Raw genomic sequence first — 13124 nt, forward strand, 5'->3', positions numbered from 1 at the left:
GGCGAAATGCTACTGCGATCTCGCGCGCGCCGCGCGCGAGGCGGCATAAAAACCGCAAGATCCGGCAATCGTGTCGTCCGCCTGCGGCGCACACTGGCGGCCAGGCAAGCGGCCACTGCCGCCCGCGTCGTCTCCGCCTTCATCGCGCCCCTTTTCCCTTGCTGGTTGCACCGTGAATCTCTTCCTCTATTTCCTGACCGTCGTTATCTGGGGCACCACCTGGATCGCCATCAAGCTGCAACTGGGTGCGGTGGCCATTCCGGTATCGATCTTCTACCGCTTCGCGCTGGCGGCGCTGGTGCTGTTTGCCATCCTGCTGCTGACCCGCAAGCTACAAAAATTGGATCGGCGTGGGCATTGGCTGTGCGTGGGCCAGGGGCTGTGCCTGTTCTGCTTGAATTTTCTGTGCTTCTACACGGCGACGCAGTGGATCCCCAGCGGCCTGGTGTCGGTGGTGTTTTCGGCGGCAACCTTGTGGAACGCGTTGAACGCCCGTCTGTGGTTCGGCACCCGTATCGCGCCGCGCGTGATGTTGGCCGGCGCCGTCGGCTTTTCCGGGCTGGTGCTGCTGTTCTGGCCCGAGCTTGCCGGCCAGGAGGCCAGCCACGAAACGCTGTTGGGATTGGGCTTTGCGCTGTTGGGCACGTTCTGCTTTTCAACGGGCAACATGCTGTCGTCGCTGCAACAACGCGCGGGCGTGCGGCCGTTGACCGGCAACGCCTACAGCATGTGCTACGGGGCGGCGATCCTGCTGGCGGGCTGCTTGTTGGCCGGCCTGCCGTTCCAGTTCGACACGTCCGAGCAGTACGTCGGCGCCCTGCTTTACCTGGCGATCCCGGGGTCGGTGATCGGCTTTACGGCGTACCTGACGCTGGTGGGGCGCATGGGGCCCGCGCGCGCCGCGTACTGCACGGTGCTGTTTCCGGTGGTGGCGCTGGGCGTGTCCACGGTGGCCGAGGGCTACCAGTGGACGCCGCCCGCGCTGCTGGGATTGGCGCTGGTGATGGTGGGCAACCTGCTTGTATTCACTAAGTGGTCGCCGTTCATGCGGCGCGTGGCGGGTTGAAGGGTGAGGGGTAATCGTGGGGTATCCAAGTCCAGGTCCAGGTCCAGGTCCTGGCCCAGCCCCAGGCGCTACGGCGCCGCGCGCGCCACGTCGCGCAGGGCGTCCAGCAAGCGATCAATCTCGTTGTCGCTGGTCAACGGGCTGACCGATACCCGGGCAATGTGGGTCAGGCCGCGCGCCTGCATATCCAGCGGCGTGTACGGTACGCCATTGCTGCCGATCGTTACCCCCACGGCCGCCAGCGCGCGCTGAACGTCGGCGGCGTTTCGCCCTTGCAGGTTGAACGAGATCAGGCTTGATTTTTCGCGCCCCTGGTCCAGCACCGTCAGCCCCGGGATGGCGGCTAGTTCGGTGCGCACGCGCTGGGCGGTGGCATCCAGCGTGGCGCGGATCGAGCCCAAGCCCAGTGCCAGTGCCTCTTGCAGCGCATTGGCCAGGCCGCAACGCAGCGCCAATGAGTTTTCGGCCGATTCCAGGCGGCCGGCGTCGGCGCGCAGCACGGGGCGGCCGTCGGCGTCCAGCGGCGCGGAATAGGTGTCGACGAAGGCGGGCGTCAACTGGTCCAGGAAGCCGCGCCGCACATACAGCAGGCCCGTGCCGCGCGGGCCGCGCAACGCCTTGCGTCCCACGCCGCTCAAGACGTCACAACCCACCTCGGCGACATCGATGGGCAATTGCCCGACGGCCTGCGCGGCGTCCACGAAGTAAGGAATGCCATGCCGGCGTGCCACGCGGCCGATGGCGGCGGCCGGGTTGATGAGGCCGCCATTGGCGGGCATCCAGGTCAGCGCGATCAGGCGCACCCGGTCGTCCACCATGTCGGCCAGCGCGTCGGGGTCCACGCAACCGCTGTCATCCGACGCGATGGTTTCCAACACGGCGCCCGCGCGTTCGGCGTGCAGGCGCATGGCGGCCAGGTTGCCCCCCCATTCGTGGCGGCCAACCAGGATGCGGTCGCCGGGCCGCCAGGGGGCAAGCGCCGCGAAGGCCGCGCCCCAACCGGCGGAATTGCCGGTGGTCAATGCAATTTCATCGGGCTGCGCGTTCAGCAGCTGGGCGGCAAGCGTGCGCGCGTTTTCGGTCAACGCGCGGGACGCCACGCCGGCTTCCATGGGGCCAAGCATGGCCTCGCGTTGCAGATGCGCGTGGATCGCCTCTAGCGTGCCGGAGGACGGCAGCGACGAACCGGCGTGATTGAAATGGACGCTGGTTTGGGCGCCGGGCGTCTGGGCGCGCAGGGTCTGGATGGTGGCGGCGGTCAGAGGGGCGGCGGTCAGGGGGGCAGACATGATCGATTCCGTTGAGGTGCGCGCGGCACGCAGCCAGGGCGTGTCGCGCGGCAAGGCGCTGGCAAAAGGGCCAAGACCCGGCGTGGAACTCAGGCGGGAGTCAGTGCGACGACGGCTTCGATTTCCACCGACACGCCCTGCGGGAGGGATGCCACGCCTACCGCGCTGCGCGCATGGCGGCCGGCATCACCGAACACCTCGACCATCAGGTCGGAGGCGCCGTTGGCGATGGCGCTTTGGCGGTTGAAATCCGGCGTGCTGGCCACGAACACACCCAGACGCACGACGCGAGCCACGCGGTCCAGGCGGTCGCCGGTGGCGGCGGCGATCTGCGCCAACAGCCCCAGGGCAGACAAACGCGCCGCTTCGACACCGTCGGCATCCGACACCTGGTTGCCCAGCTGGCCCAGGTATTGCGGCTTGCCACCTTTGCGTGAAATTTGGCCCGAGATGGTCAGCAGATTGCCCTCAAGGACGAAAGGCACATAGTTGGCGGCGGGCGCGGCGGCGGCTTCCAGGGTGTAGCCCAGTTCGGCCACACGGCCGGAGATCGTACGGGTCATAGCGGATGTCCTGTGAAATGTCAGAGTGTCAAAAGCGGAGAGCCCAAAACCGATGGACGCCGAGGCCGCTTTAAAAGCGTAACGCAGGGCTTGATGCTATCGGCCGCGCCGCCGCCTGACCAATCAATTCTTGTCGACGACACATGAGTAAAACTAATGTGTCGTGGGGGAAGCCGGCTAGTCCCTTTGCGCCGCGTCCGCCAGCCAGTCGCGCAACGCGGCAGCAGCGGGCTGCAACGCGCCACGTGGCGCGACAAACCACCAGCCGATGCGCGGATCTTCCAACATCGCGCCGGGCAGCGCTTGCACCAGCGCGCCGCTGGCCAGGTGCGGCGCGATCAGTCGGTGCCGACCCATGGCCAGCCCCTGCCCGGCCAACGCGGCTTCCACCACGATGTTGTAGTCGTGCAGGCGCACCGTCTGGGCGCGGCCCAGGTCCATGCCAAAGCGGCGCGCCCAGGCATCCCATTCAAAAGGCTGTTTGGCGTGCGAGGTCAGCAGCGGATGGCGCAACAGGTCTTCGGGTGTGCGCGGCCGCTTGCGTCCGGCGATGCGCTCGGGCGCGCCAACAACCGACAGTTGTTCGGTCATGAGCAGGCGCGAGGCCACGCCGGGCCAGGAGCCACGGCCATAGCGGATGGCCACGTCCACGTCGCCGCCCGCCACGTCGGCCAGGCCGATGTCGGGCAGCAGCTGCAATTCAATCTCGGGATGCGCGGCGGCAAAGGCCGGCAGGCGCGGCGCCAGCCAACGCGTGGCGAACGAGGCCAGCAAGCCCACCTTCAGCGTTACGCGCGCGGCGGCGGGTGCGCGCAGCTTGTCCGTGCCCTGCCGCAAGAGCCCGAAGGCCGCGTGCACGTGTTCAAAATAGGCCTGCCCCGCCGGCGTCAACGCGACGGCTCGCGTGCGCCGCTCAAACAGCGCCACGCCCAGCTCGCTTTCCAGCCGCTGGATGTGATGGCTGACCGCGCTTTGCGTGACGAACAGTTCCTGCGCGGCCAGCGAAAAGCTCAAGCGGCGCGCGGCCGCTTCAAAAGCGCGCAGGGAAACCAGGGCAGGCAGGGATCGCGTGGATCGCATGGAGGGGCAAGACGAGGCCGTCGACAGGGATGCGCGATTATCCTACGCGCTCTTGGCGCAGGCACGCAGACGGCGCGCCCCAATGCAAAAAGCCCGCAAACAAGTTGCGGGCTTTTTTAGGGGTACTGCAAGCGGTGCGGATACGGCATGCACTGCTGAAATTTTGGCTCCCCGAGCTGGGCTCGAACCAGCGACCTGCGGATTAACAGTCCGTCGCTCTACCGACTGAGCTATCGGGGAACAGGTAGAGGGGCCGAATTATGCACAAAAAATTGAAAGAATGCAAAGCGGCCGCGGAAATTCTGTTCACGCGTGCTGGATCGCGTGGGCGGTGCGGAACAGTTGCGGCACGATATCGCGCAGCAGGCGATCGCCGGGGTAGTCGTGGCGCGGCGCGCTGACGCTGATCGCGGCCAGCGGCACGTCACGCGCATCGCGTAACAGCACGGCCGCCCCAACCTGGTTTTGCAGTACCTGGTCTTCAGTCAGCGCATAGCCGTCGTCGCGCGCCTGGCGGATCAAACCCAGCAAGGCGGCCGGGTCTGTCACCGTGCGCGGCGTGAACGCGCGCGGCGGCGCCTGGTGCAATGCCTGCAAGATGGCGTCGTCGTCCTGCTGGGTCAGCAGCATGCGCCCGCCGCTGTTGCACCAGGCGGGCATGCGGCGCCCCGGCAGCATCTCGGCCAGTGTCAGTTGCCGACTGGGCAGGCGCAGCAGATAAATCATGTCGGTGGCGACCAGCACGCTCATGTGCACGGCCAGCCCACAGCGGTCGCGCAGCGCGACCAGATGCGGCGCCGCCATCGATACCAGCCGGTCGTTGCGCAGGAAGAAGTAGCCCAGCTCCACCACGCGCGGACCCAGGCGATAGCGCCGCGATACCGGGTCCTTGGCCAGATAGCCCAGGCGCTCCCAGGTGTGCACGAAGCGCTGAGCGGCGCTTTTTCCCAAGCCGGTCAACGTGGCGATATCGGTCAACCCGAGGGAATCCGTGGCGTCGCGAAAGGCGTCCAGCACGCGCATTCCTTTTTCCAGCGACGCGACAAACAGCGGGTCGTCCGCGTCGGGCGTGGCGGTGTCGGTCGGGGAAGCGGTGCGTGTCGTCATGGCTGAAAGCGGAGGGAGTACGCGGGAAGAACGCGCGGGACGCGGGTGAGAACCGGTGATGGCGCACGGGCCTGGCGAGGACCAAAGACGGGTCCGACGCTAGTTTCCCCGAATTGTCCGGGGGCCCAATAGCCACTATAAAGTTGATTATTCAATACTTTGTATCGCATGGCAATACACATGATGCCCCACCATTTTCGCGGTTTTCCCTACCCATGACGCATTCTTCATCGCTCTGTGACCTGAGCGCCGTCGCGCTGCGTGCCGAGATCGTCGCCGGCAATGCCAGCGCGCGTGACGTCATGGCGGCCCACCTGGCGCGTATCGATGCGTGCAACCCGCGGGTCAACGCCATCGTGACCCTGGACGCTGAAGGAGCCATGGCGCGTGCCGCGCTGGCCGACGAACACCAGGCCCATGGGGGCGCGCTGGGATTGCTGCACGGCTTGCCGATCGTGCACAAGGATTCGTTTCTGACGGCCGGCATGCGCACCACTTACGGCTCGCCGCTGTATCGCGATTTCGTACCCGAGCGCGATAGCCTGATCGTCACGCGGGAACGCGCCGCCGGGGCCATCACGCTGGGCAAGAGCAATCTGCCGGAGTTTGGCGCGGGCTCGCAGACCTTCAACGCGGTGTTCGGCGCCACCCGCAACCCTTACGACTTGCGCATGACGGCGGGCGGCAGCAGTGGCGGCGCGGCGGCGGCCCTGGCCGCGCGCATGACGCCGTTGGCCGATGGCACTGACATGGGGGGTTCGCTGCGCAACCCCGCGTCGTTCTGCAACGTGGTCGGCCTGCGCCCGTCGCCCGGCCGCGTGCCCCAGTGGCCCACGGCCAGCCCTTACAACGCGTTAACGGTAGCGGGCCCCATGGCGCGCACGGTGGCCGATGTGGCCCTGCTCCTGGCTGCCACGGCCGGTCCGGATGCGCGCGACCCCTTGACCGTCGATCAGGACCCCGCGCGCTTCCTGGCCAGCCTGGAGCGCGATTTCAAGGACGTGCGCATCGCGTACGCGCCCACGTGGGGTGATCTGCCCGTTCAGCGCGACGTGTTGCAAGTGCTGGAAAGCCAGTTGCCGGTCTTCGCGGATCTGGGTGCCAAGGTCGAGCAGGCCTGCCCGGACTTCACCGGCGCCAACGATGCCTTCCAGGCGCTGCGCGCCCAGGTCTTCGCCGTCGGCTACGAGGCCGCGTTGCGCCAGCATCGGCATCGGCTCAAGGACACGGTGATCTGGAACATCGAACTGGGGCTGACCCAAGCGCCGGCCACCGTGGTGCAGGCCGAACGCGACCGCGCCGCACTGTTCGCGCGCATGCACGCCTTCATGCAGACGCATGAATTTCTGATCGGCCCGGTCAGCCAGGTGGTGCCCTTTCCGGTGCAAGAAGAAACGGTGAGCCATATCGACGACACGCCGATGCACAACTACATCGACTGGATGCGGTCCGGCTACTACCTGTCGCTGACCGGCCACCCCGCCATTTCGGTGCCTTGCGGATTTACCGAAGACGGCTTGCCGGTAGGCATCCAGATCGTCGGACGCTATCGCCAGGAACACGCGCTGCTGCAACTGGCGCACGCGTTCGAATCCGCCACACAGCATTGGCGCCGCGCGCCGGCGCTGCCTAACTGACCCATCCAACAACACAAGGGGAAATCCATGAACAAAACGATATCGCGCGCGCTGGCCCTGTGCGTTCTGGCCGCCACGCCGATGTTGGCCACGGCCGACACGTATCCGTCCAAGCCCATCACCCTGGTGGTGCCGTTTCCGCCCGGCGGGTCCACCGATGTGATCGGGCGCCTGTTCGCGGTCAAACTCGGTGCGCGCCTGGGCCAGACGGTGGTGATCGAGAACAAGCCGGGCGCCAACACCAGCATCGGCGCGGTGGCCGTGGCGCGCGCGGCGCCCGACGGCTACACGCTGATGATTACCGGCGCGCCTACCTTCACGCTGAATTCGCTGCTGTATTCGAACCTGAACTACGACCCGGTCAAAAGCTACGAATACGTGGCCGTCGCGGGCAGCACGCCGTTTGTCATCCTGACCAATCCGCAAACCGGGATCGGCACGGTGGCGGACATCACCAGCAAGTCGGCCGCGCAGGCACTTAGTTTTGGATCGTTTGGCAATGGCTCCACGCCGCATATCGCCGGGGAATCCCTGGCCCAACGCACCGGCGCCAAGCTGCTGCACGTGCCCTATCGCGGCAGTGCGCCGGCCATGACGGATCTGATCGGCAACCAGATCCCGCTGTCGATCGACACGCTGGTGGCCAGCCTGCCGCAGATTAAGGCAGGCAAGGCGCGAGCGGTGGCGTTGACGGGCAGCGCGCGATCGAAGCTGGTGCCCGAGGTGCCCACCGTCGCGGAAAGCGGCGTGTCGGGCTATGACTTCGAAACCTGGTTTGGCGTCGTCATGCCCAAGGGCACGCCCGCGCCCATCGTCAATCGGATGTCCAAGGAGATTCAGGCGGTGATGGCCGAACCCGATACCCGCGCCAAGCTGCAAGAGCTGGGTTTCGACGCCACCTACCAGGACCCGGCGGCCTTCCGCGCCAAGGTCGACAGCGAACTGGCGCGCAATGTGGCGGTCATCAAGGCGGCGGGAATCAAGCCGGACTGAGCGCGAGGGGGCGGCAAGGCGCGAGGCGCGCGGCTTGCCGATCCCTTATCATGGCACCCAGAAGGTTCGCGACCTCTCTCGTCTTTACTGGGTTAATCCATGTCTTCGTTTGACATTCAATTGCTGCTCACCGCCCTGGTGAGCGTCTTGGTGCTGGTCGCCCTCATCGTCTCGCGCATTCGCATGCATCCGCTGCTGGCGCTATTGATCGTTTCGATCGGTGTGGGTTTTGCAACGGGCATGTCGCCGGTTGCCATCGTTAAAAACCTGACCGACGGCGCCGGCAAAACGCTGGGCGCGGTGGGCGTGGTGATCGCGCTGGGTGCGATGCTGGGCAAGATCCTGGCGGATTCCGGCACGACGGAACGCCTGGCCAATGCCATCCTGCGGCGCACCTCGGTGCGCTTGATTCCCTGGGCGATGACGCTGGTGGCTTTCGTCATCGGCATTCCCATGTTCTTCGAAGTGGGCCTGGTCGTCATGCTGCCGCTGATCTTCAGCGTGGCGCGCAAGCTGGAAAGCCAGGAACGCTTCAAGGGCTCGGCTTACGTCTATGTGGGCGTGCCCGTTATTGCCGCGCTGGCCGCCATGCACGGCATGGTGCCGCCGCATCCCGGCCCGCTGACGGCCATCGCTACCCTGAAGACCACCGTGGGCCCCACGATGATCTACGGCTTTCTGGCCGCGCTGCCCGCGATGGTGCTGGGCGGCCCGCTATACGGGGCTTTCATCACGCCCCGCATGACAACGCGCCCCGACGAAGCCCTGTTGGAGCAATTCACCGTCACGCCGGAAAATGGCTCGGCTATCGCTGCGCCCAGTGTGGGCCTGGGCGTGCTGGCGGCGCTGCTGCCCGCGCTGTTGATGCTGGTGCATGCCCTGGCTGAAATGCTGTTGCCCAAGGATTCCAGCCTGATGCACGTGGCCGCCTTCCTGGGCAACCCGCTGGTGGCCATGCTGTTGGGCGTGCTGTTCGCCGCGGTCACGCTGGTCTTCATGCGCGGCGGCGACGCCGAAAAATTGCGCGACGGCCTGGGCAAAAGCCTGAAGCCCATCGCCGGCATCATGCTGATCATCGCGGGCGGCGGCGCCTTTCAGCAGGTGCTGACCAGCGCCAAGGTGGGCGATGCCATCGTGCACCTGACGCACCAGTTCGCCTTCCCGCCGCTGATCCTGGGCTGGCTGATCGCCATGCTGCTGTCGGTATCCACCGGCTCGGCAACCGTCGGCATCGTGGGCGCCGCCGGCCTGCTGGCTCCCCTGGCCGGCGCCGACCCCACGCTGAACCTGCCCCTGCTGGCGCTATCGATCGGCTGCGGCTCGCTGTTTTTCAACTACGCCAACCACGCCGGCTTCTGGATGGTGAAGGAGTCGTTCGGCATGACGATGGGCGAAGCGACAAAAACGATTTCGGTCGTGCAGTCGATCGTGGCGGTGGTGGGCTTGCTGATGGTGCTGCTGTTCAACATGCTGCCGCCGTTGGGATAGGGGGCGGCGTTTCCTGGCGCCCGGAATAAAAAAAGCCCGACGAGAGATCGTCGGGCTTTTCTTGGAAACTACAGGGTGTTCATGGTGCCGGTGAAAGGAATCGAACCCTCGACCTTCTCATTACAAGTGAGCTGCTCTACCAACTGAGCTACACCGGCACGGCGTGCCGGGGCACGCGCAGGGACTGCATTGTAATGAAAAATCGATGGGGCCGCGTGCAAGGGGGCACGGGGCGCCGACGACATTCAATTTACGGCGGATTATGTCGCAGCGGCGGTTGCAAAGACGGCGTGCCAGGCACGCCGTCTTTGTGTAGCGGATGCTATTTGACGATGGTCAGGCGCGGACGCTTGGGTTCGTCGTCGTTGCCGCCGTCGTCGCCGGTCGGGGCGTCGGATTGGGCGTCGGAGCCTTCTGGGGCGGCGGGTTCCACCGCGCCCTGGGCGCCGGCTTCCGGCGGTTCATAGGGCTGCACTTCAAAGCCCATGCCCGCGCCGGTTTCGCGCGCGTAGATGGCGCTGACGGCGCCAACGGGAACGTAGACGTTCTCGGTCACGCCGCTGAAGCGGGCTTGGAATTCGATGAATTCGTTGCCCAGCACCAAGCGGTTGGTGGCCAGTGTGCCGACATTCAGTGTGATCTGACCGTCACGCACATGCGCGACGGGCACCATGGTGTGCTCATCGACCTGTACGGTGATGTACGGCGTGTAGCCGTTGTCGGTGCACCATTCGTGCAGTGCGCGGATCAGATACGGTTTGGTCGAAGTTTCACCCATCACACAACCAGCCTTAACGACGCATCACTTTTTCCGAAGGCGTCAGCGCTTCGATGTAGGCCGGGCGCGAGAAGATGCGTTCGGCGTACTTTTGCAGCGGAGCAGCGTTCTTGGGCAGTTCAATGCCGTAATGGTCCAGGCGCCACAGCAGCGGCGCCACGGCCACGTCCAGCATCGAGAATTCCTCGCCCAGCATGTACTTGTTCTTCAGCAGCATCGGGGCCAGTTGGGCCAGACGGTCGCGAATGTTCTGGCGCGCGTTGGCCAGCTTCTTCTCGTCGGGCTTGGCGCTGCGGTCTTCCAGCGTCGAGACGTGAACGAACAGTTCTTTCTCGAAGTTGTACAGGAACAGGCGGGTGCGGGCGCGCATGACGGGGTCGGCCGGCATCAGTTGCGGATGCGGGAAGCGCTCGTCGATGTACTCGTTGATGATGTTGGACTCGTACAGAACCAGGTCGCGCTCGACCAGGATGGGCACTTGACCGTACGGGTTCATCACCGCGATGTCTTCGGGCTTGTTGTACAGGTCGATGTCACGGATCTCGAAGTCCATACCTTTTTCGAACAACACGAAGCGGCAGCGTTGCGAAAACGGACACGTGGTTCCGGAATAGAGCACCATCATGGTGAAAGTCCTTTATGAAAAACGAAAGGCCAGCGCCTAAATCTAGCAGGCGCTGGCCCCAATTGCCAGACGGGATAGGCGTACGGCCCTATCCTCCGTTGCCGTCCCTTATTAAGAATAGGTAGCGGCTTGCATGCCTGGCGGGGCGTTGCGGTTAGCGCACGTGTTTCCAGTACGAGGCGTTCAAGCGCCACGTAACCAGGAAGAACAACAGCAGGAACAACATGACGCCAACGCCGAGACGGACGCGGAAAGTCTGGACGGGCTCTGCCATCCAGGACATGAACGCGGTCAGGTCTGCGACGTCGTTGTCGTATGTTGCGACTTGGGCCGGGTTGGCGGCCTTAAATTTGGCATCAAAGGTGGCATGGCCGTGGTAATCAGCTACCGGTTCGGCCTTGACCGTGGAAAAACCTTGAGCATCGTACACCGTCGTGACGCGTTCCCAGGTTTTGGGAGTGCCTTCCTTGGCATCCTTCACTTCCACTTCGTGCATGGCCGTGGTGGTCAGCTCGCGCGGACCCTGGCGTTCCCAGAGCGCGTGGGGCATGCCAACAGCCGGGAAAACCAGGTTGTTCCAGCCGGTCGCGCGCGACGAGTCGCGGTAGAAGGTGCGCAGGTAGGTGTAGATGTAGTCGGCGCCGGACGGGCCGGCGTTGACCGATTTGGCGCGAGCGATCACGGACAAGTCCGGGGGCGTCGTGCCAAACCACTTCTTGGCGTCCTTGGGTGACATGGCAACCGTCATCATGTCGCCCACCTTTTCGCCGGTGAACAGCAGGCTTTCCTTGATTTGCTGGTCGGTCAGCCCGATGTCCTTGAGCTTGTTGTAGCGCATCGAGGACGCGCTATGACAGTTCAAGCAGTAGTTGACGAACAACTTGGCGCCGTTTTGCAGCGACGACATGTCGTTGACGCGGTACGGCGCCTTGTCCAGCGGGAAACCGCCTTCGGCGGCAAATGCGGTGGTGCACGTGAGCATCAAGGCCACGGCACCAATCAGCTTCTTGATCATGGTTAATCCGTTATCTGGTGGGCTCAGTGGGCGTGGAACGTAACGCGCTCGGGCACTTGCTTGAAGGTGCCAAGGCGGCTCCAGACCGGCATCAGGAAGAAAAATGCCAGGTACAGCAGCGTGCCGATCTGCGACGTGATGTTCAACGGCGGACTGGGCGGCTGCGTACCGATGTAGCCGAGCACCAGGAAGTTGACCATGAAGATGCCGTAGATCCACTTGTGCCACGTGGGGCGGTAGCGGATCGACTTGACCGGGGAATGGTCCAGCCAGGGCAGGAAGAACAGGATGACGACGGTGCCACCCATGGCGACCACGCCCCAGAACTTGGCATCGATCACGCGCAACAGCACGGCCACGACGATCAGGATGCCCGGGACCACAAAGCGCAGGATGCCGCGCATATTGCTCTTGAACAGCAATACCAGCGCACCCAGCACCGATGCACCTGCCAGCACCCACGTGAATTCGTCGGTGGTGGCACGCAGCATCGAGTAGAACGGCGTGAAGTACCAGACCGGTGCGATGTGCGGAGGTGTCTTCAGCGAGTCAGCAGGAATGAAGTTGTTGAACTCGAGGAAGTAGCCGCCCATTTCCGGCGCGAAGAACACGATGAACGCAAACACGAGCAAGAAGCCCGCCACGCCCATCAGGTCATGCACCGAATAGAACGGGTGGAACGGAATGCCATCCTTGGGCCGGCCGTACTTGTCTTTCGGGCCCTGCTTGATCTCGATGCCGTCCGGGTTGTTCGAGCCGACTTCGTGCAGCGCAACCAGGTGAGCCGCGACCAGGCCGACCAGCACCAGCGGAATCGCGATGACGTGGAAGGCAAAGAAGCGGTTCAAGGTGGCGTCCGACACGACGTAGTCGCCGCGAATCCAGATCGACAGCTCGGGGCCGATGAACGGAATGGCGGCGAACAGGTTAACGATCACCTGAGCACCCCAGTACGACATCTGGCCCCACGGCAGCAAATAACCGAAGAAGGCTTCCGCCATCAGACAGAGGAAAATCGCCACGCCGAAAATCCACACGAGTTCGCGCGGCTTGCGGTACGAACCGTAAAGCAGCCCGCGCAACATATGCAGGTAGACGACAACGAAGAACATCGATGCGCCGGTCGAATGCATATAGCGCACGAGCCAGCCCCATGGGACTTCGCGCATGATGTATTCGACGGATTGGAACGCGCGTTCGGCGTCCGGCTTGTAATGCATGACCAGGAAAATGCCGGTCACGATCTGCAGCACCAGGACCAATAAGGCCAGAGAGCCAAAGAAATACCAAAAGTTGAAATTCTTTGGTGCGTAGTATTCGGACAGATGGGCTTTCCAGGTGGATGTCACCGGAAAACGCCGGTCCAGCCACCCCAACAGGCCTGTTGTCTCGACGGTTTTCTCGCCAGCCATGTAACGGCTCCTTCTCTAATACGTGGCGTATTTGTTTTACTTACGTAATCGGGAAAAAAGCGCGACGCGAG

The 13124-nt window shown here is 64.3% G+C and carries 12 protein-coding genes and 2 tRNA genes; 4 read left to right on the forward strand and 10 right to left on the reverse strand.

Annotation, left to right across the window (positions count from 1 at the left end; all coding sequences use genetic code 11):
- Window positions 1–172 precede the first annotated feature (172 nt).
- On the forward strand, window positions 173–1066 hold the full coding sequence (locus tag DVB37_RS00745; RefSeq protein WP_104144689.1) for a DMT family transporter: 894 nt from the start codon (window positions 173–175) through the stop codon (window positions 1064–1066).
- Between the two features lie 68 nt (window positions 1067–1134).
- Here DVB37_RS00745 and DVB37_RS00750 read toward each other — a convergent pair whose 3' ends face one another.
- From DVB37_RS00750 to DVB37_RS00770, 5 genes are all read right to left on the reverse strand, one after another.
- Window positions 1135–2355, reverse strand: a complete 1221-nt coding sequence (locus DVB37_RS00750; protein ID WP_120157364.1) for an aminotransferase class V-fold PLP-dependent enzyme — start codon at window positions 2353–2355, stop codon at window positions 1135–1137.
- Window positions 2356–2444: 89 nt separating this feature from the next.
- Complete coding sequence (locus tag DVB37_RS00755) at window positions 2445–2918, reverse strand: RidA family protein (protein ID WP_046803914.1); 474 nt, start codon at window positions 2916–2918, stop codon at window positions 2445–2447.
- 177 nt (window positions 2919–3095) lie between these two features.
- The gene (locus tag DVB37_RS00760; RefSeq protein WP_120153420.1) at window positions 3096–3998 is read right to left on the reverse strand and encodes a LysR substrate-binding domain-containing protein; all 903 of its coding nucleotides are present in this window, start codon (window positions 3996–3998) and stop codon (window positions 3096–3098) included.
- Window positions 3999–4162: 164 nt separating this feature from the next.
- Window positions 4163–4238 (reverse strand) — tRNA-Asn (locus DVB37_RS00765).
- Between the two features lie 66 nt (window positions 4239–4304).
- Window positions 4305–5105 carry an IclR family transcriptional regulator gene (locus DVB37_RS00770; protein WP_104144691.1) on the reverse strand — a complete coding sequence of 267 codons (801 nt, stop codon included), beginning with the start codon at window positions 5103–5105 and terminating at the stop codon, window positions 4305–4307.
- A 215-nt stretch (window positions 5106–5320) separates the two neighbouring features.
- Here DVB37_RS00770 and DVB37_RS00775 point away from each other — a divergent pair, with 215 nt between their 5' ends.
- The 3 genes from DVB37_RS00775 (at window position 5321) to DVB37_RS00785 (ending at window position 9223) form a co-directional block, all read left to right on the forward strand.
- Entirely contained in the window at window positions 5321–6742 is a 1422-nt protein-coding gene (locus tag DVB37_RS00775; protein WP_120153422.1) for an amidase, read from the forward strand.
- 27 nt (window positions 6743–6769) lie between these two features.
- Entirely contained in the window at window positions 6770–7735 is a 966-nt protein-coding gene (locus DVB37_RS00780; protein WP_120153424.1) for a tripartite tricarboxylate transporter substrate binding protein, read from the forward strand.
- A gap of 99 nt (window positions 7736–7834) precedes the next feature.
- Window positions 7835–9223: a GntP family permease gene (locus DVB37_RS00785; protein ID WP_046803910.1), complete on the forward strand. Its 1389-nt coding sequence runs from the start codon at window positions 7835–7837 to the stop codon at window positions 9221–9223.
- A gap of 82 nt (window positions 9224–9305) precedes the next feature.
- Here the strand turns inward: DVB37_RS00785 and DVB37_RS00790 are convergent.
- The 5 genes from DVB37_RS00790 to DVB37_RS00810 all read right to left on the reverse strand — a co-directional run bounded on the left by DVB37_RS00790 (window position 9306) and on the right by DVB37_RS00810 (window position 13053).
- A tRNA-Thr gene (locus DVB37_RS00790) sits at window positions 9306–9381 on the reverse strand.
- Between the two features lie 164 nt (window positions 9382–9545).
- A complete protein-coding gene (locus DVB37_RS00795) occupies window positions 9546–10001 on the reverse strand; it encodes a ClpXP protease specificity-enhancing factor (RefSeq protein ID WP_046803909.1) in 456 nt (151 codons plus the stop codon).
- A gap of 13 nt (window positions 10002–10014) precedes the next feature.
- Window positions 10015–10626, reverse strand: a complete 612-nt coding sequence (locus tag DVB37_RS00800; protein ID WP_006216817.1) for a glutathione S-transferase N-terminal domain-containing protein — start codon at window positions 10624–10626, stop codon at window positions 10015–10017.
- A 154-nt stretch (window positions 10627–10780) separates the two neighbouring features.
- Window positions 10781–11641 (reverse strand): cytochrome c1, encoded by an 861-nt coding sequence (locus DVB37_RS00805; RefSeq protein WP_120153426.1) that lies wholly within the window; start codon window positions 11639–11641, stop codon window positions 10781–10783.
- A 23-nt stretch (window positions 11642–11664) separates the two neighbouring features.
- The gene (locus DVB37_RS00810; RefSeq protein ID WP_046803907.1) at window positions 11665–13053 is read right to left on the reverse strand and encodes a cytochrome bc complex cytochrome b subunit; all 1389 of its coding nucleotides are present in this window, start codon (window positions 13051–13053) and stop codon (window positions 11665–11667) included.
- Between the last annotated feature and the right edge of the window lie 71 nt (window positions 13054–13124).

This window comes from Achromobacter sp. B7 (assembly GCF_003600685.1).
Lineage (GTDB): Bacteria > Pseudomonadota > Gammaproteobacteria > Burkholderiales > Burkholderiaceae_B > Achromobacter > Achromobacter spanius_B.

What these genes read in the sequence shown, in the direction of transcription:
- DVB37_RS00750 (WP_120157364.1), bottom strand. Translation starts at nt 2,355, where the DNA reads ATGTCTGCCCCCCTGACCGCCGCCCCTCTGACCGCCGCCACCATCCAG.
- DVB37_RS00755 (WP_046803914.1), bottom strand. Translation starts at nt 2,918, where the DNA reads ATGACCCGTACGATCTCCGGCCGTGTGGCCGAACTGGGCTACACCCTG.
- DVB37_RS00760 (WP_120153420.1), bottom strand. Translation starts at nt 3,998, where the DNA reads ATGCGATCCACGCGATCCCTGCCTGCCCTGGTTTCCCTGCGCGCTTTT.
- DVB37_RS00770 (WP_104144691.1), bottom strand. Translation starts at nt 5,105, where the DNA reads ATGACGACACGCACCGCTTCCCCGACCGACACCGCCACGCCCGACGCG.
- DVB37_RS00775 (WP_120153422.1), top strand. Translation starts at nt 5,321, where the DNA reads ATGACGCATTCTTCATCGCTCTGTGACCTGAGCGCCGTCGCGCTGCGT.
- DVB37_RS00780 (WP_120153424.1), top strand. Translation starts at nt 6,770, where the DNA reads ATGAACAAAACGATATCGCGCGCGCTGGCCCTGTGCGTTCTGGCCGCC.
- DVB37_RS00785 (WP_046803910.1), top strand. Translation starts at nt 7,835, where the DNA reads ATGTCTTCGTTTGACATTCAATTGCTGCTCACCGCCCTGGTGAGCGTC.
- DVB37_RS00795 (WP_046803909.1), bottom strand. Translation starts at nt 10,001, where the DNA reads ATGGGTGAAACTTCGACCAAACCGTATCTGATCCGCGCACTGCACGAA.
- DVB37_RS00800 (WP_006216817.1), bottom strand. Translation starts at nt 10,626, where the DNA reads ATGATGGTGCTCTATTCCGGAACCACGTGTCCGTTTTCGCAACGCTGC.
- DVB37_RS00805 (WP_120153426.1), bottom strand. Translation starts at nt 11,641, where the DNA reads ATGATCAAGAAGCTGATTGGTGCCGTGGCCTTGATGCTCACGTGCACC.
- DVB37_RS00810 (WP_046803907.1), bottom strand. Translation starts at nt 13,053, where the DNA reads ATGGCTGGCGAGAAAACCGTCGAGACAACAGGCCTGTTGGGGTGGCTG.